At 61.1% G+C, this 21,589-nt stretch carries 26 protein-coding genes; 5 read left to right on the top strand and 21 right to left on the bottom strand.

What is annotated here, in order from left to right; genetic code table 11:
• Positions 1 to 63 precede the first annotated feature (63 nt).
• The 21 genes from DUT91_RS12075 to DUT91_RS11975 form a co-directional block, all read right to left on the bottom strand.
• Positions 64 to 708, bottom strand: coding sequence for a transglycosylase SLT domain-containing protein (locus tag DUT91_RS12075; protein ID WP_114440623.1), 645 nt, complete (start codon positions 706 to 708; stop codon positions 64 to 66).
• Positions 590 to 1,900 (bottom strand): flagellar hook-length control protein FliK, encoded by a 1,311-nt coding sequence (gene fliK / locus DUT91_RS12070; protein WP_114440622.1) that lies wholly within the window; start codon positions 1,898 to 1,900, stop codon positions 590 to 592. Before fliK ends, DUT91_RS12075 begins: the two co-directional genes overlap by 119 nt.
• Entirely contained in the window at positions 1,897 to 3,165 is a 1,269-nt protein-coding gene (locus DUT91_RS12065) for a chemotaxis protein MotC (RefSeq protein WP_114440621.1), read from the bottom strand. The genes fliK and DUT91_RS12065 overlap by 4 nt, the downstream gene beginning before the upstream one ends.
• Positions 3,162 to 4,370: a MotB family protein gene (locus tag DUT91_RS12060; RefSeq protein WP_114440620.1), complete on the bottom strand. Its 1,209-nt coding sequence runs from the start codon at positions 4,368 to 4,370 to the stop codon at positions 3,162 to 3,164. The genes DUT91_RS12065 and DUT91_RS12060 overlap by 4 nt, the downstream gene beginning before the upstream one ends.
• Positions 4,367 to 5,029 (bottom strand): hypothetical protein, encoded by a 663-nt coding sequence (locus DUT91_RS12055; protein WP_147272177.1) that lies wholly within the window; start codon positions 5,027 to 5,029, stop codon positions 4,367 to 4,369. Before DUT91_RS12055 ends, DUT91_RS12060 begins: the two co-directional genes overlap by 4 nt.
• A 2-nt stretch (positions 5,030 to 5,031) precedes the next feature.
• Complete coding sequence (fliF, locus tag DUT91_RS12050) at positions 5,032 to 6,765, bottom strand: flagellar basal-body MS-ring/collar protein FliF (RefSeq protein ID WP_114440618.1); 1,734 nt, start codon at positions 6,763 to 6,765, stop codon at positions 5,032 to 5,034.
• 157 nt (positions 6,766 to 6,922) lie between these two features.
• Positions 6,923 to 7,771 (bottom strand): flagellin N-terminal helical domain-containing protein, encoded by an 849-nt coding sequence (locus DUT91_RS12045; protein ID WP_114440617.1) that lies wholly within the window; start codon positions 7,769 to 7,771, stop codon positions 6,923 to 6,925.
• Positions 7,772 to 7,965: 194 nt separating this feature from the next.
• Positions 7,966 to 8,703, bottom strand: a complete 738-nt coding sequence (gene fliP / locus DUT91_RS12040) for a flagellar type III secretion system pore protein FliP (RefSeq protein WP_114440616.1) — start codon at positions 8,701 to 8,703, stop codon at positions 7,966 to 7,968.
• Positions 8,700 to 9,212: a flagellar basal body-associated FliL family protein gene (locus DUT91_RS12035; RefSeq protein ID WP_114440615.1), complete on the bottom strand. Its 513-nt coding sequence runs from the start codon at positions 9,210 to 9,212 to the stop codon at positions 8,700 to 8,702. The genes fliP and DUT91_RS12035 overlap by 4 nt, the downstream gene beginning before the upstream one ends.
• 10 nt (positions 9,213 to 9,222) lie before the next feature.
• Positions 9,223 to 9,933 (bottom strand): flagellar basal body L-ring protein FlgH, encoded by a 711-nt coding sequence (gene flgH / locus DUT91_RS12030; RefSeq protein ID WP_114440614.1) that lies wholly within the window; start codon positions 9,931 to 9,933, stop codon positions 9,223 to 9,225.
• Positions 9,930 to 10,496: a MotE family protein gene (locus tag DUT91_RS12025; RefSeq protein WP_114440613.1), complete on the bottom strand. Its 567-nt coding sequence runs from the start codon at positions 10,494 to 10,496 to the stop codon at positions 9,930 to 9,932. Before DUT91_RS12025 ends, flgH begins: the two co-directional genes overlap by 4 nt.
• Positions 10,493 to 11,680, bottom strand: coding sequence for a flagellar basal body P-ring protein FlgI (locus DUT91_RS12020; protein WP_200834956.1), 1,188 nt, complete (start codon positions 11,678 to 11,680; stop codon positions 10,493 to 10,495). Before DUT91_RS12020 ends, DUT91_RS12025 begins: the two co-directional genes overlap by 4 nt.
• 29 nt (positions 11,681 to 11,709) lie before the next feature.
• Positions 11,710 to 12,171 (bottom strand): flagellar basal body P-ring formation chaperone FlgA, encoded by a 462-nt coding sequence (flgA, locus tag DUT91_RS12015; RefSeq protein WP_245419700.1) that lies wholly within the window; start codon positions 12,169 to 12,171, stop codon positions 11,710 to 11,712.
• A gap of 38 nt (positions 12,172 to 12,209) precedes the next feature.
• Positions 12,210 to 12,998, bottom strand: coding sequence for a flagellar basal-body rod protein FlgG (flgG, locus tag DUT91_RS12010; RefSeq protein ID WP_114440610.1), 789 nt, complete (start codon positions 12,996 to 12,998; stop codon positions 12,210 to 12,212).
• Positions 12,999 to 13,014: 16 nt separating this feature from the next.
• Positions 13,015 to 13,365: a flagellar hook-basal body complex protein FliE gene (gene fliE, locus DUT91_RS12005; protein ID WP_114440609.1), complete on the bottom strand. Its 351-nt coding sequence runs from the start codon at positions 13,363 to 13,365 to the stop codon at positions 13,015 to 13,017.
• A complete protein-coding gene (gene flgC / locus DUT91_RS12000; protein ID WP_114440608.1) occupies positions 13,365 to 13,784 on the bottom strand; it encodes a flagellar basal body rod protein FlgC in 420 nt (139 codons plus the stop codon). The genes fliE and flgC overlap by 1 nt, the downstream gene beginning before the upstream one ends.
• Positions 13,785 to 13,787: 3 nt before the next feature.
• Positions 13,788 to 14,168, bottom strand: coding sequence for a flagellar basal body rod protein FlgB (flgB, locus tag DUT91_RS11995; protein WP_114440607.1), 381 nt, complete (start codon positions 14,166 to 14,168; stop codon positions 13,788 to 13,790).
• Positions 14,169 to 14,265: 97 nt separating this feature from the next.
• Positions 14,266 to 14,841 carry a hypothetical protein gene (locus DUT91_RS11990; protein ID WP_245419685.1) on the bottom strand — a complete coding sequence of 192 codons (576 nt, stop codon included), beginning with the start codon at positions 14,839 to 14,841 and terminating at the stop codon, positions 14,266 to 14,268.
• A complete protein-coding gene (fliI, locus tag DUT91_RS11985; RefSeq protein WP_114440606.1) occupies positions 14,838 to 16,226 on the bottom strand; it encodes a flagellar protein export ATPase FliI in 1,389 nt (462 codons plus the stop codon). The genes DUT91_RS11990 and fliI overlap by 4 nt, the downstream gene beginning before the upstream one ends.
• Positions 16,226 to 16,951 (bottom strand): flagellar basal-body rod protein FlgF, encoded by a 726-nt coding sequence (gene flgF, locus DUT91_RS11980; protein WP_114440605.1) that lies wholly within the window; start codon positions 16,949 to 16,951, stop codon positions 16,226 to 16,228. Before flgF ends, fliI begins: the two co-directional genes overlap by 1 nt.
• 7 nt (positions 16,952 to 16,958) lie before the next feature.
• Entirely contained in the window at positions 16,959 to 17,747 is a 789-nt protein-coding gene (locus DUT91_RS11975) for a DUF1217 domain-containing protein (RefSeq protein WP_114440604.1), read from the bottom strand.
• A 146-nt stretch (positions 17,748 to 17,893) separates the two neighbouring features.
• On the opposite strand from DUT91_RS11975, the gene motA reads away from it, so the two are divergent.
• From motA to DUT91_RS11950, 5 genes are read left to right on the top strand one after another with little or no spacing between them, the layout of a single operon-like run.
• Positions 17,894 to 18,766 (top strand): flagellar motor stator protein MotA, encoded by an 873-nt coding sequence (gene motA, locus DUT91_RS11970; protein ID WP_114440603.1) that lies wholly within the window; start codon positions 17,894 to 17,896, stop codon positions 18,764 to 18,766.
• Position 18,767: 1 nt separating this feature from the next.
• Positions 18,768 to 19,706, top strand: a complete 939-nt coding sequence (locus tag DUT91_RS11965; RefSeq protein ID WP_114440602.1) for a FliM/FliN family flagellar motor switch protein — start codon at positions 18,768 to 18,770, stop codon at positions 19,704 to 19,706.
• The gene (locus DUT91_RS11960) at positions 19,687 to 20,166 is read left to right on the top strand and encodes a BAB2_0123 family type IV secretion system effector (protein WP_114440601.1); all 480 of its coding nucleotides are present in this window, start codon (positions 19,687 to 19,689) and stop codon (positions 20,164 to 20,166) included. Before DUT91_RS11965 ends, DUT91_RS11960 begins: the two co-directional genes overlap by 20 nt.
• Positions 20,167 to 20,189: 23 nt before the next feature.
• The gene (gene fliN / locus DUT91_RS11955; protein ID WP_114440600.1) at positions 20,190 to 20,522 is read left to right on the top strand and encodes a flagellar motor switch protein FliN; all 333 of its coding nucleotides are present in this window, start codon (positions 20,190 to 20,192) and stop codon (positions 20,520 to 20,522) included.
• 8 nt (positions 20,523 to 20,530) lie between these two features.
• Positions 20,531 to 21,583 (top strand): flagellar motor switch protein FliG, encoded by a 1,053-nt coding sequence (locus DUT91_RS11950; protein WP_114440599.1) that lies wholly within the window; start codon positions 20,531 to 20,533, stop codon positions 21,581 to 21,583.
• The last annotated feature ends 6 nt before the right edge of the window (positions 21,584 to 21,589 follow it).

Here is a 21,589-nt window from a genome sequence, read left to right as displayed (position 1 = left end):
CTATAGAGCTTTACAAAACGTTAACAGTAGCTGGCTTTCACGATTCATAACAAGACGTTACGCTCAGGCGTGGCAGAAGCCGCGCGCTTGGGGAGTCCAGTTTCCGAAACCCGTCGCCACCATGTTTTCCATTACCCGGCAAACATATTTCTTCTGGGCAGGGTCATTGTTTGGTCCAGCATGATAGCGGGCGACAGCGAGGGTCCAGTTGCCTTCGCGGGCGCGAAGCTGCTTCAGGAAGCGTGCGGCGTAGTCGACATTCGCCCTTGGCAGCAGCATCTGTGCAACCGATGAGAATTCCTTGCCGTGGAAATAATGGTTGATCTGCATGCAGCCAAGGTCGATCAGCTTGGCCCCCTGACGCCTTGCCTGATCGAACCCAGCCAATGCGGCGGCGGCCGTGGGGAAGAATTCCGCCCGCCCCTCGATGTTCATCGCATAGGGCTGCAGCGAGTTCTTGCGCCCGGTTTCCGTCAGGCCGACGGCGTAGAGAATGCCGATCGGGACTCCGTATTTGGCAGAGGCCTTGTGCATTTCGCGTTCGCAGACATTTTCCGCCCGCGCCGGCCCTGCCCCCAGTGCAAGGATGCTAGACGACAATGCCGCGAGACAGACGGCGGCCACCACGCGGATCCAGAGGCGAAGCTGGAGCGTTCGCCTGCGCCTGATCGTCCGAATTCCACGTTCGGCGCTGATCACGATTGCCATTGCCTTCTCCCTGCATAGTGGCCTGCGGATGCCCTCCGTTACGCCCACCGGTCTGATCTTGAGCGGTGAAATTCTGCTGTCCCGCCTGGTTGCCTGCTGCATTGGAGGTGGCGGGATTTCCGCGTTCCGTCACCGTGATGGCGACGACGGCATTGTCGCTCAGCCCCACCGACTGCAGCGCTTTGCCCAACATATCCCGGTCGGCCGCAAGCCGGTCCGCCGTCTCGCGCCTGTCCGCCACCAGCTCTACCTGCATGCCGTCAGGGACCATCCGCAACCTGGCGGTAACGGTCCCAAGATCGAGCGGCTGCAGCCGGATGTTAAGGGTCTTCACCGTCCCGTAGCTGCGCTCCGAGACGATTTCCACGCCGGCGATATGGATTGCCTGCTTTACCGGCGCAGCCGCGGCATTCGCCAGGCCAGGGGAACTGTTGGCTCCGCCGGGCCGATTTTGCGTGTTTGGCGTCATCGCGCCACTATCGGCAGCCTCGCCACCACGTCCTTTGACAGCCGGCTCCTTTAGGTCAGGCTTGGAAGCGCTTGGATCGGCTTTCGCAGCATCCTGGCGCCGATTTCCCTCACCTCCACCCGATGAGGCAATTTTGTCGTCGGTCGAAACAGGCACCGGCGTTTTGTCATCCGGCTTGTCCGTTCCATCGGGAGCAGGGTGGCCCTTTTCCTGCCGGGTTGTAACAGGCACAGCCGCCATATCTCCCGGTTTCGCCGTTTTTCCATCGGCCTTCGTGCCATACAGTTCCGCATCGGCGCTTTCATCGACAAGAATTTCATCGCCCATATCTGGACGGCCTGCTCCGGGCTTTCCGGCGTCGTCCACATCGATGGCTAAAGCATCTGCCGAATTCCCCGCAGCCGTCGCCGCCTCCACCTGCTTGATCCGCGAGGGATCGAACGAGAGCATGGCTTGTGCGGCAATGGCCGAGATGGGCGGCGATTCCTTGACGGGAGGCATATCGCCGCTTTTCTCTTCGTCGCCGGCTTCCTCAGCCTCCGAAATCCTGCTGCTCCGCTCTTCCGCCTTGCCGCCAAATCCCTTGACGAGCGTTTCGAACGCTACCGCCGGGTTCAGATCGGCGGCATCCCCACCGGCGTGCAGCTTGGATCTCGCCTCGTCCACATGCGCCGGCCGCGCCAGGGAACGCATCATCTGCGGGAGGATATCCTTGATCGTCATTGCGTCGCCTTTTCCAGCAATCGGTCGATTTCGGCCAGCTTCTTCTTGGTATCGTCCATGGTCTCCTGCACTGCTGGATCAGGCCTGTCGGGCTCACTGTGCGACCGCGCCCATGTCGGATCGGTTTCATCGCCAGTGGAAGCCGCAGCCGCCTCGGCCTTCGGCGGCAGGGCGGAACCGGATGCAGGCTGTGCCGGCTCCCGGACGACCCGCCCGGCCATCGCCTCGGCAGCATCGAGTAAGCGTTTGTCGCGTTCATGCAGACGCTCCCGTGGTATCTCCGACAGCGTACGGACGGCGTCTTGCGCGCGCATCGACCCGGCCTTGCTCGCAGCCGAATAGAGCCTCGCCTGGGTATCGTCCAATCGCAGCTGTTTCGCCATCTCAACCGCCTTGGCCGAAATGAACCGCGCACGTTCCATCTGCCCGTCCAGAAGCGCGCCGCGCGCCACGCGCAGGTAGAGGGCGTGTCGTGCCGGCGGTCTGGCAAGCCGCGCCACCTCCGCTATTTGCTCGTTCCCGATCCTGTCCTTCAATTGCAGAAGCGCATCGACGAACTGCACAAAGAAATCTTCCGCATAAGGCGAGCGGGAAAAGCGCTGGAGATAATTCCGCGCAAGCCCCTGCACCTTGGCCGCATCGCCGAGCCGCGCCGCAATTTTGAGGCTGCGCCGGATCGCCGCCTCTTCGAATAACGAGCCCGGCACGGAAACGCGCACCATGTCGAGGCGTTTCATCGCCAGGGAAGGATCTGCCGCGGCGATTTGCGGAGACGTCACCAGATAGATCGAGGCCAAAAGCTCGTTGGGCGCACCCGGCGGCAACGGATCTGCGAACTGCTGCACCACCTCCGCCGAATTCGCATCCGCATAGGCGAGAGCGCCGGCAACGAGACGCGGAGGCAGGCTCTCCGGCGGAGCAGCCGTCAGAATGGCCCTCACCACTTCCGGATTGCCGCCATTCAGGAGATAGACCACCGCCGCATAAAGGTTTTCCGCCTTGGACCAGACCTCGGGCGGGCTAGCCTGTAGTTGCTGCGCGATGCGCCCCAGGACACGGTTGAGCATGGCAAGCGCCTCGGGCTTGCCGGAGACGACCTGGTCCTGGAGCATACGCAACGAACGCACGAGCTGATAAGGCTCCAGCACCGGCAAGGATGAGGCCGCCACCGCCGCCGCGCAGAACGCGCCACCCGATAACACGATGGCTGACGAAGCCATCGCTAGTACCGCGGCACGCAAGGAGCGTCGAACACCCCTCATCATGGAGCCGTCTTCAGGAAGATATCGATACGCCGGTTTTCCGCAGCATTCGGATCCCCGGGGTTTTTCGGCTGCCGGTCGGCATATCCTTCGACGCGCAGTATCCGCTTTTCATCGAGACCGCCGCGTACCAGCATGTAATAGGCCATCTGCGCGCGCGCTGAAGAAAGCCGCCAATTGTCGTAAGAAGCGCTCTTGAAGGGCCGTGCATCGGTATGCCCGCTGATGATGACGCTGCCCGGCCTGCTGGCGATGATCTTGGCGATTTTTTCCAGAACCTCGACCACCCGGCGATCCGGCTTGGCGGAGCCTATGGCGAACATGCCGTAGTCGATCTTGTCGGTCAGCTGGATCATGACGCCGCCATCGGCGGGCACGACGGTGATATCGGGGCTGTTCGGCTCCTTGGCCGCTGCCGTCGCTCGGCTGATCTCCTGCGCCAGCTTTTCAGCCTCGGCCAGATCTTTCCCGCTATCCTTCTCCTGCGACCGGCTTTCCACTTTTTCAGATGCGCTGCCGGATTTCTCCGCCTGATCCTTTATGTCGGCAGCCGCTGTTTTTTCGGTTTTCTCAGCGCCGGATGCCTGCGCCTCTGGCGCCGCTTCCCTTGCTGCCGTGCTTGGCGGGCGGACCGGCGCAGGCTCTGCCGTTACCGGAAACAGTTCATCATCGACACGATTCGACCAATAATCCGGATTGAACGGATCGCGATAGGCTTTCCCCCCTTCGGAACCTGTCAGCGGACCGGCGGTGGCGGCACCGCCCTCGCCCGCTTTCGACTGATTCTGCATGACGCCGGTCTCATTGGCGATCTCCGCCAGCACAGCGTAAGGTTCTTTGAACATCAGCCGCTCTTCGCTTTCCGACGGGGTCTGGGCCTTTGAGTCATTGATGACCTTGGTGCCTGTTTCTGTCGCCTTGTCGCTTTGGAAGCGGACCTTGCCCTCGTTGAGGTCGATCTCCTCCACGCCCTTGCGGCTTGAGTGCCTGTCGATCAGCTTGACCGGATTGAAATAGCTCGCCACCGCCGCCTTGGTTTCCTCATTGGTGGCGTTGATGAGCCACATGACCAGGAAGAACGCCATCATGGCGGTCATAAAATCCGCATAGGCGATCTTCCAGACACCGCCATGATGCTCTTCATGGTCGCCGCCATGGCCGCGGCGCACGATGATGATCTCCCGCTTGGTTTCAGGATCGATATTCATCGTATCAGGGCTTTCAATTCGGCCAGCAGGGGAGAGAGCCGCGTTTCGACAACCATCTCGCCCAGTTTCATGCTGAGTTCCGCCTGCTCCGCCTCTATAAGCACGAACTCTTCATGCTCAAATCCGTCCGTGCTGCGCAGCGCCTCGATGAGATCGCGCGGGCCGCGTATTTCCGTGACCGCTGCGGGGCGAACCGTACCGGCAACCGCGCGGGCGAAATCCGCGACCGTATTTCCCGTCACATGCGCTGCAACAAGCGGCGAGATCAGATGTGTGACCTGCAGCGAGAAGGAAACTTCCAGCGCGGCGAACCCCTCGTTCAACCGCATCAACAGGCGATCGGCGGTTTCGTTCAGGACAGATGCCCTGACTGCAGCAATTTCCTCCTCATGCACACGCTGTACGCGCTGTTTTTCCGCTTCATAGAGCGCGTCCGCTTCTGCCCGCCCCGCTTCGCGTCCTGCCTCGAAGGCCTGCTTTAGCTGAAGCTCGATATCGACGGCTTCTTCAAACGCCTGTTCCGGAGACACATCTTCGTCCGGCTCGCCCTCCTCAGAGGAAATCGGCTCCGATGCAGCAGGAAGAATGATCACCCGCTCGTCAGGAATCCGCCGCGGCGAAAAATCGGAGAGGAAGCTGGCGATGGAAAGATCGCTCATGGTCATGCAGCCCTGCGTTCGGCTTCCTGGCCAACAAAGCCGCGCTGCTCGGCGGGAGCCCGCGTTTCTTCATGCACCCACTGCTTGAGAACCGCCGCCACGCGCTCCTCGTCCATTTCGATCATCTGCTCCAGCCGGTAGCGCGCCGGCGCGCGCATCCGCTGGCGAAGATCGCCCAGGCTCTCCTGCGCCTGCGCCGCATAGGCCGCAGCGCCCGACAGCGCCGTCTCGCCAGATGCGCCCACATTCGCCAACTGCCCCGTCCCGGTGAAATCCGGAATGGCGATCTCGCCCGCCTCGCGCTGCGCTGCAGCCTCCACAGCCCGATTGCCGGCAATCTCACGCATCAGCGGCCGGGCGCCGAACCATATGATCAGCGCGACCGCGCCGATCAGCGCTGCAGCATTGATCAGGCTACCCGCCTGGCGCAGGATCAGTTCCGATATCGGCGTGAAAGCGGGCTCCATCTCCTCTCCAGCCGGATCCATGAAATTCAACGCCGTGACATTGATCACATCGCCGCGCGCGGCATTGAGCCCTGCCGCCGTTGAGACGAGATCGCGGATTTTCGCCACCTGTTCATCGACGAAATTTCCCGGAGGCGGTGTCGTTCCTGCCGAAGCGAGAAGCCGCGCCTGATCGACGACCACGGCGATTGACAGATGCTTGACTGAATAGCCGTCGCTGACTGTCGAGACGGTCTTACTGTTGATCTCGTAATTGGTAAGCTCTTCGCGCCGCTCGGTCTTTTCCGTAGAGCTTTCGCCGTTTTTGCTCTGGATTTCCTCTTGCGGGATGTTCTGCTCGACGCCAGTCGCATTATCGTTTTTCGAATTTTGCGAGGCGCCGTTTTCCCGCACCACGCGAACGGACCGCTCGACCCTGGAATCCGGATCGAACACCGTTTCGTTGATCTGCTTGCGGTCCGTATCGAGCACCGCCTGCACGCTGGTCTGGAAATGGCCTACACCGAGATAGGGCGCCAGCGCCTTGCGTATATTGTCATCGATCGAGGCAGCCACCTGCTGCTCCAGTGATGCGGACATTACCGCCGCGCCATTGGTATGATCGCTGCTCGACGCGAGAAGTCGGCCATTGGTATCCATGACCGTCACTGAGGCCGCGTCGAGCGCGGGAACGGCGGCAGCCACGAGTTGGCGTATGGACTGCGCCGATTCGGCTGCAAAGCCGCCCTCGGTGCGGATGACGACGGAAGCCGAAGGCTTCTGGTCCCCGCGTCGGAAGCTTCCCTTTTCGGGAAGGACGATGTGTATCCGTGCGGCCTTTATACCTCTGATCGCCTGGATGGTCCGGGCGATCTCGCCTTCGAGGGCGCGGACCCGGGTGATCTCCTGCATGAAGGATGTCAGCCCCAGCGAACCCATATTATCGAAAAGCTCATAACCCGCGTTGTTGCTGGTCGGCAGCCCTTTTTCCGCCAGGTGCATGCGCGCCTGCTCTGCCTTCCCGAAGGGCACGAGAATGGACGTGCCGTCCGACTTTACATCGAACGGAATACCGGCCTCGCCGAGCGCCATGCCCATGCGGTTGACGTCGTCGCGGCTCAGCCCGACATAGAGCGTCTCATAAGGGGCCCGGCTGAAATAGAAGCTCGAGAACAGGATCGTGCCGAACAGCGCAGCGCCCATGAGCCCCAGCGCGACCAACCGCCTCGTGCCCAGCCTGGCCAGGGCGCTTGAAACCTGTTCGAGAAATTGCTGGAAATTCTTCTGCATCACCACCCGCCGCCATCATTTCATGGCGACCATAGCGAGCGAAGCTTGCGCGAAGTTAGAGCGGTGAACTTGTCTGCTTTTTAAGCTGCCCAAAAATGCGGCAAGGGACCGTGCCCCCCGCACGGTCCCCCGGCCCCCCGCTTTTATCAAATACCGCTTATCCGCGGAACAGCGAAAGGATGCTCTGGTTGCTCGAGTTAGCGATCGACAGAGCCTGAACACCAAGCTGCTGCTGAACCTGCAGAGCCGACAGACGCGCCGATTCCTTGTTCATGTCGGCATCGACCAGCGTACCCACACCCTTTTCGATGGAGTCCTGCAGACCGGACAGGAAGCTCCTCTGGCTATCGATCTGTGACTTGGCAGCGCCGAGCGTGGCAGCACCGGTCGTAAGACTTGCCAGAGCCGTTTCTACCTCGCCCAACTTCGTCTCGATATCAGCATCCGCCGTAGCCGATGTGAAAAAGCCGGCTCCAACGATAGTGGCAACCATTGTTTGAGCATCGGTATCGGCAGCAGCCACAGTGATTTTGTCAACCGTGACGGTCGCGCCCGAACGATTGTAGGAAGAGACGACTTCCAGATCTGCTGTGGGGCCATTGAGAAGGTTCGAACCTGCATAATTGGCATTGCTGAGCGCCGAATTGATGTTCGAAACGAGCGACGTGATTTCGGTTTCGATTTTGCCCTTGTTTTCGGCGCTCGCACCAAGTGCCGAAACGAGCTTCGTCTTGATTTCGTCGACCGCGTCCTTGATCTTGTTGATCGCCGAATAGGCGGTGTCGACTTTGCCGGCTCCAAGGCCCAACGAGTCCTGAACGGCGGAAAGCGCCTTGTTGTCGGACTTCATCGAGGTTGCGATGGACCAGTAAGCCGCATTGTCGGAGGCTTCGCTGATACGCAGGCCCGTGGAAATACGGTTCTGGGTGGTTTCGAGCGCCTTGTTGGTCGACGTCAGCGTCTGGAGTGCAGTCAAAGCGGAAGAATTGGTCAGAATACTGGCCATGGGTATTGCCCCTTTTCAAAACATGATCCCCAAAGGGTCACGCGGTTATGGATTGATTTTTTAGGGACAGGCCGGACTGATACCGGCATGGCGGAGCGGCATCATGCCTATTGCCGTTGCGGCAATTCCGTCATGCCGTGATCCTTACACAGCAATTGTTACCAATATTTTAACGCCGCAGAAAACGTTGTCGATCAGGAAAAAGAGCGGACCAGACTGCCGACAAGAATGTTCCAGCCATCGATGAGCACGAAGAACAGGATCTTGAATGGCAGCGACAGAACTGTCGGTGGCAGCATCATCATACCCATCGACATCGTGAGCGTGGCAACGACCAGATCGATCACCAGGAAAGGCAGGACGATCAGGAAGCCAATCTCGAAGCCGCGCCGCAACTCCGAAATCATGAAGGCGGGGATCAGAATGCGCAGGTCGACCACACCGTCTTCGGCGGTTCGGAAAGAGGGATCGGCCAGATCCTCGAACAGCCGCAGATCCTTGTCGCGCACCTGGCGCAGCATGAATTCCCGGAACGGCGACGCGATCTCGCGTAGCGCGACATCCTGCGCGATCTCGTTGCGCATCAGCGGCTGCACCCCGTTCTGCCACGCCCGATCGAAAGCCGGCGCCATGACATAGAAGGTCATGAACAGCGCAAGGCTGACCATCACCAGATTGGCCGGCGCGGTTTGCAACCCGAGCCCCGAGCGCAGCATGGAGAAGGCGATGGCGAAGCGCGTGAAGCTCGTCACCATGATCAGGAGGCCCGGCGCAATCGACAATACCGTCAGAAGGCCAACGAGCTGGACGATCTGCCCGCTCGCCGCACCGCTGCCGGCAGGAATCAGGCCTTCAAGCGAAGGGATCTGCGCCGCAGCTCCTTGCACGCCAAGGAACAGGAAGGCGGCAACGAGGAAAAGGCGTTTCGTCATTCCACCACCAGCGAGGAAATGAAAACCCGCTCCACCTTGCCGTCGGAGCGCAGCTTGGCGCGTTCTTCCAGATCGGCGCGCAGATAGGCAAGCCCTGTCGCGCCCTGCAGTTGCATCAGGCTGGCGCTGCGCATGAAGGCCATGAAATCGTCGGAAATCTTCATCGCCAATTCAGGCGCGATATCCTCGCCGGGTCTGGCAACCAACGCCGATTCCAGGCGCACCCATGTCGTGGACGGTACTGCAAGATTGGTCAGGATCGGCTTCAGCTCAATCACGTTACCGAGAGGTTGGGCTTCATGTCCCTTGCCCGGCTCTTTGCTCGGCGCCGCACCGCCGGAAACCGGTCCGGCCATTTCTCCCGTTCCGCTGATATAGCCGCCGAGAAGCCATCCGCCGCCGCCGGCAACCACCGTCAGCATCGCGACGGCGGCGAGGGTTCCCATCAGCGGACCGATGGCTGCCTTTCCACCCTCGGGATTTGCGGGGGATTTCGTCTGGTCGCTCATGCCTGCCCGCTCAAAATGGAGAAATCTGGTCGAGGATCTGCTGGCCGTAAGGCGGCTGCTGGATCTCGCTGATACGTCCACGCCCGCCATAGGAAATGCGCGCCTCGGCGATCTTGTCGTATGAAATCGTGTTATAGCCCGAGATGTCGCGCGGTCTCACGACACCAGCCACGTTGAGAACGCGCAGTTCGTTGTTGACCCGCACCTCCTGAGAACCGCTGATCACCAGATTGCCGTTGGGCAGGATATCGGTGACAATGGCCGCAATGGAGAGCCTGATCTCCTCCTTGCGCTCGACCACGCCCTGCCCCGTCGAGCGGCTGTCGGACTTGCTATTGAGCGAACCGGAGAAATCGCCCGCTGAGCCGCCGCTTGTCGAAAACTCGCCGCCAAGCCCGTAAAGTGAGGACGAAACCCGCTGCCGGCCGCTCTTATTGTCCAGATTGGCCTTGTCGTTGATCGAGATGTTGACGGTCAAGACGTCGCCCGGATTGGTCGCCCGCGGATCGCGGAAAAAGCTGGTCGAGCGTTTTTCCCACAGCGAATATTTATGGTTTTCCGGCTGCGACGGGAAACGCGACCCGTTGGTCATTCCGTAGGACGCACCGATATCCGTTCTGACCGGCGTCAGGTCGGGCGTGCGGTTGACCTCCTGAAGTGGGCTCGCGCAACCGGAAAGGCCAAGCGTCCCGATCACGACAAGGGAAATGATTCTGTTCATTGAATTCTGCCTGGAATTCTGCTTGGCACCTGAGCATTGCCACCCCGGGCAATTGATTGCGCGCCGACGATGACACGCGCCAACTGCGCGGATTTCTCTGGCGGCATTTCGTTGAGGATCACACTCGACATGCGCGGGCTGAGCTTGAGCAGAAGCGCGGCTGCAGCTTCGTCGCCGATCAGCGCCATCTGCGCCGCCGCTGCATCCGGCTTCATCTTGGAGATGATATCGACCAGCGAATCCTGCGCCTTGTCGACGAACTCATTACGCCGCTGCAGCCAGACCTCATACTCCTTGCGCTTTTCCTCAAGCGCCCTGACGCGCTGATCCACCTCGGCCCTGAGGTCGGCAAGCTCCTTTGCCTGGATCGCATAACGCGCATCTGCCGCGTTATCGGTGATATTGCTGCAGTATTTCTGGATTTCCTCAACGTCGGCAGGCGATTGCGGAATGATCGTCCCCGTTTCCTGCGCCCGTACCGCGCCTGCGCAAACCGCAAACCAAACGGCGGCCGCAAGAGTGGCTCCTGCTATGACTGAAAAGCTGGATGCTCTTTTCATCATTGCACCACCAGTTCAGCATGCAGAGCGCCGGATGTCTTGATCGCCTGCAGGATCGCGATGATCCCCGTCGGCTTCATGCCGATCTGGTTGAGCCCTTTGACGAGATTCTCCAGGTTGGTGCCGGAAAGCACGCCAATCTTCGATTGCTGTTCGCTAGCCGCTATATTCGTCGTCGGCTCCACCGCCGTCACGCCGTCGGAAAACGGCTCCGGCTGCGAGATCACAGGCGTTTCGGTGACGCGCACCGTCAGGCTGCCATGGCTGATGGCAACTCTCGAGATGCGCACCTTGTCGCCGATGACGACGGTGCCGGTACGCTCGTCGACCACCACGCGGGCGATCTCGTCGGTCGCCACCGGCAGGCCTTCGAGTTCCGCCAGAAACCGGGCGGCGGTCACATTCTTCGGCTTGCGCAGCCGGATCGACTTGGCATCGCGCTCCTTCGCCACCGGCTGGCCGTAACGGCGCTTGGCGAAGATGTTGATCGTATCGGTGACCCGGATAGCCGTGGTGAAATCGGGATCGCGCAATTCGACGACGAGCTCGCCTTCCTTGCCGAAATTACCCTTCACCTCGCGCTCCACGAGAGCACCGTTTGGAATGCGCCCGCTGGTTGGCACGCCCTGCGTCAGTGTTTCCGCCTGACCTTCGGCGGAGAAGCCGGAAACAATCATATTGCCTTGCGCGACGGCATAGATTTCGCTGTCCGCGCCCGTCAGTGGCGTCATGACCAATGTCCCGCCCTGCAGCGACGAGGCGTCGCCAAGCGAGGAAACGGTTACGTCAATGCGCGACCCCACGCCTGCGAACGCCGGCAGGTTGGCGGTGACGATGACCGCCGCGGTATTCTTCGAACGTGTCGCGCCGCTCGGCGCGCTGATGCCCAGATTGTCGAGCATGGCGCGCATCGACTGCTCGGTGAAAGGCGAGTTTCGCAGGCTGTCGCCACTTCCCTTCAGGCCGATGACCAAGCCATAGCCGACAAGCTGGTTCTCGCGCACGCCTTGAATGGTGGCGATATCCTTCAGCCGCGCGACCACGCCGCCCTTGCCGAGATCGGAATAGGCCATTTTCGAGGGATTGCCGCCCGAGCCGAGCCAATCGGCGTCAGCTTCCGCGGCAGAAAAAAAGTCCCCGGCCTTGCGCGAGGATTCGTCCGCCATCAGCGGCGACATGCCCATCATGAGCGCGACAAGGACAGAAATGCTCCGCTTCACTGCATTCCCACCTGTATCTTGCCGTCAGCCTGGACTGTGCCGGAAACGATCAATCCGCTATCGATATTGCGCACCTTGACGAAATCACCGGCAGAACCGGGCTCCAGCGGCGTCCCCATCGCGGTAATCGTCAGTCCGCCCGCCGTATAGACCAGAGGCGCGGGCACGCCGCGTTTGACCAGCGAGGGTTCGCCCAACGCGCCGATCAGGATCGGCTTTCCCGGCAAGAGCGTGCGCCGCGCGATCTTCCCCGTAACCTGGTCCGGCGTCAGCGCATATTGCCCCGCCGCCTCCGCCCGGATGGTGAACTGCTTTTCCAGAAGCGCGGTATCCCCCACCGTCTGCCCGGGATAGATGACGGCGGACGGCACCACGAACGAGATACGGTCGGCAAGGGCGGCGGGCGCAAAGGCAAACGCCGCGATGCCTGCCAGTGCAGCGGTCCACAGCCTTGCCATTTTACGCCTCGCCTTTCCCCAAGTCATCAGAGCCTCCGTCAGCGCAAATTCTTCGAAACGACCGCAGCCATTTCGTCCGCCGCCTGGATCACCTTGGAGTTCATTTCATAGGCGCGCTGCGCCGTGATCAGCTCGGTGATTTCCTTGACCGGATCGACATTGGACGCTTCGAGATAGCGCTGCGTCAAAGTGGCAAAACCCGGATCTCCGGGAACGCCGACAATCGGTGCGCCTGACGCTTCGGTCTCGCGATAGAGATTGTCGCCGAGCGGTTCGAGCCCCGCCTCATTGGTGAAATTGGCCAGCGTCAATTGGCCGAGATCGACCTGCTGGACCTGATCCTGCAGCTTGGCGAAGACTTGCCCGGATTCCGAGATCGTTACCTCCACCGCTCCGGCCGGGATGGTGATAGCCGGCTCCACCGGATTGCCGTCGATTGTGACGAGTAGCCCATCGGCATTCTTGTTGAAGGCGCCTGCCCGCGTATAGAACGTCTCACCCGTCGGGCTCTGGATCTGGAACCAGCCATTCCCGGTCAGCGCGACATCGAGCGGATTGCCGGTCTGCGACAGGCTGCCCTGGATATGCAGGTTGCGCACCGCCGCCGTCTGCACGCCGAGCCCGACCAGCGCGCCCTCGGGCACGATGTTCTGGTTGGCGCGGTTCGGCACGCCAGCCGTTCGCTCAGCCTGGTAGATCAGGTCGGAGAATTCCGCCCGCGCACGCTTGAACCCGGTCGTGTTGATATTGGCGATATTATTGGCGATGACTTCGAGATTGAGCTGCTGGGCATTCATGCCCGTTGCCGCGATGGTGAGCGCTTTCATGGTGTTTTCCTCAAGCCTAGATCTGCATCCGGCTGATTTCGAGATAGGCCTGGACGATCTTGTCGCGGATGGCGATGGCCGTCTGCAGCGACTGCTCGGCCTCCATGACCGAATTGACCACTTCGCGGGTTGGCACGTCGCCGGTCATGCTGGAAATCGACATTGCCTCGGCATTCCTGATCTTGTCGCCCATTGATCCCGTCAGTTGCGACAGCACGTCCCCGAACGAGGCGCCGCCGACCGAAGGCTGACCGGCAGCGGACGGCTTTGCGGGAGCGATGGCGCCCGCCGCACCGGCTTCACCGACGGCTTCCGACAGGCTCGACAGGGCGTTGCGGGTGGAAACGCTCAACAACGAATCAATCATCACGAGTTCCTCAAAAGGTCGATGGTCATGGCGATCATCTCGCGTGCCTGCTTGATCACCTGGAGATTGGCTTCATACGAACGGTTTGCCTCCCGCATGTCGGCCATCTCGACCACCATGTTGACGTTGGGATATTTGACATAGCCTCTCGCATCCGCCGCCGGATGGCTCGGATCATATTGCTCGACGAAAGGGGAGGAATCGGTGCCGACCTCGGCGACGCGAACCTCCTGCGTTCCGGTCGTGCGCTCGAGTTCGGTTCGGAACGAAACCGTCTTGCGCCGGTATGGATCAGCATCAGGCGTCTTGCCCGTCGACTGGGCGTTGGCCATGTTCTCGGCGACGATGCGCAGTCGTGTCGATTGCGCGTCGAGACCCGACGCCGCCACCTTCAACGCGCTGATGATGGGATCGGCCATGGTCTATCCCTTCACCGCGGTCAGCATCATGCGATGGAATGCCTTGACGATGCTGGTATTGAGGGAGAAATCGCGGCTGACTTCGCCGGCCTTGATCATTTCTTGCTCAAGACTGACGGTATTGCCGGAATGGGTGGTCTCGATGATGTTGTCCTGACGCATCTGAACGGCGCTGATGCCGGTGGCATTGACTTCGAGATGGTGCGGATCGGTCGCCGCCATGCTGAGCTGCGTTTTTTCCAGGACATCGCTGAACGGATCGACATCGCGCGCTTTGAAGCCGGGCGTATTGGCGTTCGCCACATTGCTCGAAATCGCTGCCTCCTTCACGGAAAGCCATTGCGCCTGCCGTGAAGCCAGATCGAAGAGATGAATCGGCCCCATGATTCTATCCGCCTGCCTTACCCCGTTTAACTTTCGTTAACCTATGCGCCGAATCTTGCGCGAGACTTGTGCCGGTATGTTCTTGAGGCGAACGTTTCTATTGGGTCTGTTCGATCACATCACCCGTTGAGGTCTTGAGCTGCCAGGTGCCGGCCCCGTCGCTTCGGCTCAGCGCGGTGAGCGTACTGCCATCGGGAAGCAGCGAGCCCTTTTCCACGAACCAGTAACCCGCGCCATCTTCGATCATCGCCATGCCGCCGACCACCTCGCGCAGCAGGAATACCGGTTTGCCCGGAAAAGGCTGCTTGTCGGGCGACGCCTCTTCCGCTCCCGCGGCCCGCGGCTGTCCCTTGCCGTTCGACATGGTGGCGCCGGTTGGATTGGGATCGAGCTCGGGCTTTGCCGCGACGGTCTCGGACGGAGCAAACGGATTCATCCGGCGAAAGACGGTCTGTTTCGACCGGTCCAGCGGATCGCGGACATTCTTTGGCGCAGCATTTTGCTGTGGCGGCTCGACGCGATCGAGATAGACGACGAAGGGCAGCATGGCGCAGCCGGCGGCAAGCGCCACCCCTGCTGCCTTCAGATAGCTGTCGATCTTTTTTGCCGGTGCAGGCGGCCAGGACGTGGGTTGAGCGGGAGGCGGGACGTTCTTCTGTTCTTCGCGGCTCATGCATTCTCCTTGCCGCGCAGGGCGGCAGCAAGATCATTGTAGGGATCGATCGAAACCGGCATGTCGGGCGTCTGCTGCATCGCCTCGTAGATTTTTGGCACCAGCGTCACCGCCTGGTCGAGAAAGCCGTCATTGCCCGCTTGATAGGCGCCGATGGCGCGCAGGTCGCGCGTCTCCTCGAAACGCGCGATCAGCCCACGCAATTGGGTGACGAGCTTCTTCTGCTCAGGCGTCCAGCCATGCTGTGCAAGCCGCGAGACGGAGCCTGGAACATCCACCGCCGGGTAACGACCCTGCGCCGCTATGCCCCGGTCGAGCACGATATGCCCGTCGAGCGTGCCGCGGATTGCGTCCGATACCGGATCATTGTGATCGTCGCCGTCGACGAGCACCGAATAGATGCCGGTGATCGTGCCGCCCCCTTCCAGTCCGGGACCGGCCCGTTCGAGAAGACGCGGAAGCTGGCTGAAGACGCTAGGCGGATAGCCGCGTGAAACCGGCGGCTCCTCCGCCGCAATCGCTACCTCGCGCGCCGCATGCGCGAAGCGGGTGATAGAATCGACGATCAGCAGAACGTTTTCGCCCCGGTCGCGAAAATATTCGGCGATGGCCGTTGCTGTGTTGGGTGCGAGCCGACGCATCATCGGGCTCTCGTCGCCGGTGGCGACCACCGTGATTGTCTTGCCGAGCTTACCAGCCATGGTATCGTCCAGCATGTCGCGCACTTCGCGCCCGCGCTCTCCCGTCAGCGCCAGCACCACCGTGTCGAAATCCGTGGCCTTGGTCATCATCGCCAGCAGCGTCGATTTGCCGACGCCCGATCCCGCGAAGATGCCCAGTCGCTGGCCGAAGCACATCGGTGTGAAGATATCGATGACATTGACGCCGGTGCGCAAACCCGTGTCCACCCGCGCCCGACGCATCGCGGCCGGCGGCGAGCGATCCGCCGGCATGGGCACACGACCCGGCACGAGAGGTCCTTTACCGTCGAGCGGCATTCCCAGGGCATCGATGACCCTGCCCTTCCATTCGGGCGAAGGGGCGATGCGCAATGCGCCATCGGGAAAGACCGGCGCGCCGAGAACCGGCACCGCGCGATCGTCGAACGGCTTGATCAGCACATGGCTTTCCGCCACACGGATGATCTCGCCGCGCGTGAGCCCTGGCCCGCAACGCATCAGCACGCCGTCGCCGAGCGTCGCCGTCTGCGAGATGCCGCGTACCGCGATCACCGAGCGCGAAACATCGTTGACCGTGCCGCCAATGCCGACCAGCGGCGACGGGGCCGAGCATTCGCGGCGCACGAACGCCACCAGCCGTTCCAGCGGCAATCCCGCAACAGACGAAAGGCTTGCCGTGGGCAACAGGTCGGCAGTTCCGGCCATCACGCTTTCGAGCCGAGCGTCTTGACAGCGTCAGTCAGCGTATTTTCCTGCTGCCGCAGCAGCGCATCCACCTGCTCGAAAGCGCGGCTGACGCTGATGAGCCGCGTCATTTCGGTCACGCCATCGACATTGGAGCCTTCGATCGCCCCCTGCACCACTCCGACACTGGCATCGTCCACCACCGCCTGCGCCGCAACATCGGGGATGACGGCAGAGTTTCCAGCATAGGTCAGCTTGGCCTCAGGCGCGATGGAGAAGAGCCCGATCGCACCGACCTGCGCGCCATTCTGATAGATTGCGCCGTCCGACGAAATCTTCGGCGCGCCGCCATTGGGGTTGATGATGAGAGGCTGGCCGCCCGCATCGAGCACCGGATGCCCCATGACCGAGCGCAACTCGCCCTCCGGCGTCATCTGCATCCGCCCGTCGCGCGTATAGACCTGCCCCTGCGGCGTGGAGAGCGATAGCCATGCCTCGCCCTTGACGGCCACATCGAACGGATTGTCCGTCTGGATGATCGGGCCCGCCTCAGTACGGATATAGCTCTTTCCCGCCGAGGCGAAATGAACGTCGTCGCTGGCCTTCATGGAGACGAGCGAATCGAATTTCGTACCCTCGCCGCGAAAGCCCGGTGTCGACATGTTGGCGACGTTGTTCGCGATGGCGTCGAGCCGGCGCTCCAGCGTTATCTGCGAGGAAAGTCCGACATAGATGGAATTCTGCATGTATCGGTCACCTGCCGCCGGGTTTGAAGGATTGAAGAGTGGTCAGGATGTCGGTCGAGATCCCCACTGAGGAGGTGCCGCCCAGCAGCAGCGAAGCGACCGAGGACGCGCTGCCCATCGAGGGATTGTTCATCTCGTACAGCGCCGTGAAGCGGGTCATGAACTTTGCCAGTTCTTTCGGATCGGAAAGCGACTTGATGTCGAGACGCTGCTCGATCCTCTGCGCCTGCTTGTCGATATCGGCGTAGGATACGGCAGACGGTATTCCGAGCGCCGTCTGCACCACCGTCAGGAGTGCCCTGTCGCCCAGGATTTCATAGGCGTTGGTCAGCCCCTTGGCCTTGCGTTCGAAGTAAAGCGCAAGGCGCACGCCCTCGTTCTGGTCACCGGCTTCCTCTTCCAGGGTCTGGCGGACATATTTGTCCACGACGCCCTGCCTGGCCTTGTCGGAAGCAGTCGTCTTGTCGCCGAGCGCGGCGAAATCGAACGTGGTGGCGAAATCCCTGTAGCGCTTGTCGGTCAGCGTGTTGGCAAGGCTCGAATCGTCGCTTGTGCCTTCGGTCAGGATCTTGCGCACGAAAGCCTTGGCATAGGCCATGTCCTCCAGGCCGTGCGCTTTCATGGCGTATCGGTAAAGACGGTCGTCGGCCATGAAATCGTCGATCGATTTCACCTTGCCGATATTCTCCAGGTAATAAGCGGTTTCCCGCTCGACCACCGGTTCCTTCGATACGCGCGCCAGGGATCGCGTCATGTTGGACGCAATCATGCGATAGCCCGTCAATGTGTCGACCATGCCCCTGCCCTTCGAACTGCCCCTTCAATCGATAGCAGCGTTTATCGCTCCAGAAGCTTGCCCGAAGCTGGTTTAGCCGAGGCAAGCTTCGCGCAAGCCGCCCCCTCTATTGCTGCGGTCGAACATGTCAGCAGGAGAAGAATGTTTTGGGCATTATCATCGGCCTCGTCGTCACCCTCGGCTGCATGCTTGGCGGCTTCATCGCCATGGGCGGTCACGTTGGCGTTCTTGTCCAGCCGTGGGAATTCGTCATCATCTGCGGCGCCGCCCTTGGTACGTTCCTCGTCGCCAATCCGTTTTCGGCGGTCAAGGATACGGGCCGCGCCTGCATGGAAGCGTTCTCCAACGCCGTTCCCAAGCAGCGCGATTATCTCGATATCCTCGGCGTTCTCTACAGCCTGATGCGCGAATTGCGCGCAAAGTCGCGAAATGAGGTCGAGATTCATGTCGATAACCCGCAGGAATCGCCAATTTTCCAGGCATTTCCCAGCGTATTGAAGAATCAGGACTTGACCGGTTTCATCTGCGACTATTGCCGCCTGATCATCATCGGCAATGCCCGCTCGCATGAAATCGAGGCGCTGATGGACGAGGAAATCCATACCATAGCGCGTGACAAGCTGAAGCCCTATCATGCCATGGTCGCGGTAGCCGACGGCCTGCCGGCGCTCGGCATCGTCGCCGCCGTCCTCGGCGTCATCAAGGCCATGGGTGCACTCGACCAGGCCCCGGAAGTGCTGGGGCATCTGATCGGCGCGGCACTTGTCGGAACCTTCGCCGGCATCTTCTTTTCCTATGCCGTGGTAGGCCCGATCGCGACCAAGATAAAGACCGTCCGCGAGAAGAAGAACCGCCTTTATATTATCGTCAAGCAAACGCTGCTTGCCTATATGAACGGCGCGTTGCCGCAGATCGCGCTGGAATATGGCCGCAAGACAATTTCCGCTTATGATCGCCCGTCGATCGACGTGGTCGAGCAGGAAACGCTGACCAGCGTACTGGCCCAGCAGGCGGCATGAGATGACCGCTTTCGCTCAAGAGAAGAAGCCCGACGTTCTGGCCGAAAGCATATTGCGCGCGGCGGGCATGTCGGTAGACGACCTGAAATCACTCAGCCATGTCTTCAGGGACGCGGCAGCCACCTTCTCAACGCGCTTGAGGGAACTCACCCCAGTTGCCGTCGAGACCGAACTCTCAGGCGTGGAGGCGGTCGAAAGAACTGAAATCGAGGCGCTGATTCCCCAAGACGGCATGATCGTTCCCGTCCAGGTCGACAGATGGGGCAGCACCATCCACATGGTGGCCGACCGGGCCTTCATCTTTTCCGGGCTGGAGGCTTTGTTCGGAGCAGGCGCCAATTTCGCTTCATACGAAACCGCCGAAGCCTTCACCAGCGTGGAGCGCAAGATCGCGGGCCAGCTCTTCGCTCATATGGCCGGTGCTCTCGATCATGTCTTCACCGGCGGAGAGCAGCAGATATTCCATGTCGGCGAACCGTTGGAAACGGCAGAGTTCGACCTTGAGAAATTCGACCAGTCCCGGCTTTTCTCCTGCAATCTCGCCATCAGGGCGGCAGGCAAGACCGGAACCATTCGTCTTTTGATGCCCCGGTCCTGCCATCGTCCGATGCAGGACGCGATCGCTCGTCTGCTGCGCCAGCCGTCGGCCCATTCGGACCCGACCTGGGCCAAGAAGATACGGCTGGAGGTGAGCCGCGCGAAGGTCGGAATCGAGGCTTTCATCCATCAGGGTACGATGACCCTTGGCGATATCGCGCACTTGCAGCCCGGCCAGGTGCTGAAACTGCCGAAGGACGCCATCGAGCAGGTGCGTCTGCGTAGCGGCAATCAGGCGCTTTTCAAATGCACACTTGGCAAGACGGGTATCAATTTCACCGTACGGATCAGCGATCCCGTCAGCGAAGAAGAGGATCTTATCGATGAACTTACTGCTGGTTAATGCGATTTCGGCGGTGTTTTCGCTCGTTTCGATCGGTATTGTCGTCGTGGCGCTGCGAAAAGCGACGGAAATGATCCGTCTGGGCCGCTCCATGGCCGAACAGATCGCCGCATCCTCCGACAATCTGGAGCGGGCGCTTGCAGCCCTCAAGGCTGAGCACGACGATTTCCGCGACGAGAGCAGGAAGCTGGACGCGCGCCTGGAAGAATCCGCCAGGGCCCAGCGCGACATCGCCCGCTCGGTCGATCTGATGCAGCGCATCCGCATCGAACTGCAGGGCGATGTCCGCGCGATGCGAACCTCGATTTCGTCCCGCAATACCGCCGCGACAGCCGCACCCGCGCCGGCAAGAGCGCCCGAACAGACACCGTCACAGGCAAAGCCATCCAAGCTGCCGGTTTTCGTGCGGCGTACGGTGGCAAGCGCCTCCGTAGCCGATAATTTCGCCACCTATTCGTGATCACGCAGGCAAAGGGAAGACTGATGGACAACGAACTCGACGAAGCGATAGAAGCGCTTAAAAGCGACGAGCCGCGCGCCGGCCGCCAGACGAGCCAGAGCGGGACCGGGAAGCCCAATCTGGACCTGATCATGGGCATTCCTGTCGATGTCCAGGTAGTGCTCGGCGGCACGTCGATGCCGGTCGCCAATCTGATGAAGCTTGGACGTGGAGCCGTCGTTACCCTCGACAAGCAGATCGGTGATCCCGTCGATATCGTCGTCAACGGCCGGGTCATCGCGCGCGGCGAAGTGATCGTGCTGGAAGACGATTCCTCCCGCTTCGGCGTCAGCCTGACCGAAGTCATCGGCAAATAGCGCACCCCATGTCCGAAAAGTACGAAAGCGAGACAGGGATGGAATCCGGTGAGGACGCGCGCGGCATCGGGGCATTGTCCGGCCCGCAAAAGGCCGCAGCCCTTCTGGTCGCCATCGGCCGGCCTGCGGCAGCACGTCTCCTCAAGCATTTCCAGCCTGACGATTTGCGCCTGCTTGCCAGTCAGGCCCGCAAGCTCGACCCGATATCGCCCAACGATTTCGAGGAACTGGTCAAGGAATTCGAAGACGCCTTCGCGGACGGCGCATCACTTTCAGAAGCAGGCCTGCGCTTCGAGGGGCTCTTGCGGGAAGCCCTGCCGCAGGAAGAAGTCGACGCGCTTTTCGATGAGCGGCCGCGACCGATGCTTGTGAAGGAATCGGTCTGGGACCAGCTTACCCGCGTGCCCATCGAAACCCTGCAGGGCTATCTCGCCGAGCAGCACCCGCAGATCATCGCTTTCATCATCTCCAAGCTGCCGTCGGATATCGCCGCGCGCCTGTTCATCGGCCTGCCCGGCGGTCTGCGCAGCGTCGTCGTCCAGCGCACGCTCCACATCCGTACGGTAACCCCGGCGGTGTCCGAATTGCTCGAGGATGTGCTGCGCCGCGAAGTGACGGGGAAGACCGACAAGGGTCCGCAACAGGCCAATCACGGCCAGATCGCCAATATTCTGAACCAACTCGACAAGTTCGAGATCGACGACATGCTGGGTAGCCTTTCCGATCTCAACACGGACGATCTGGCGCGGATCAAGGCGAAGCTCTTTACCTTCGAGGATATCGTGCGGCTTTCGCAGCGGGCACGCCTGCTCCTGTTCGATGACGTCCAGACCGAGCAGGTCACCACCGCACTGCGGGGTGCAGAGGCGAAATTGCAGGAACTGGTTCTCTCCTCGCTCTCGGCACGCGGCCGGCGTATGGTGGAAACGGAGCTTTCATCAGGACAGGGAAACATCACGGCGCAGGATATCGCCGATGCCCGCCGCGCCATCGCCCGCACGGCTATCGCCCTGTCGGAACGCGGCGTGATCGATCTCGAAGCGGAAGGCGCCGCCGCCTGACCGGCG

Origin of the sequence: Paramesorhizobium salinisoli (assembly GCF_003335045.1) — a bacterium.
Classification (GTDB): Bacteria; Pseudomonadota; Alphaproteobacteria; order Rhizobiales; family Rhizobiaceae; genus Paramesorhizobium; species Paramesorhizobium salinisoli.
This window is presented reverse-complemented; position numbering and strand designations above follow the sequence as displayed.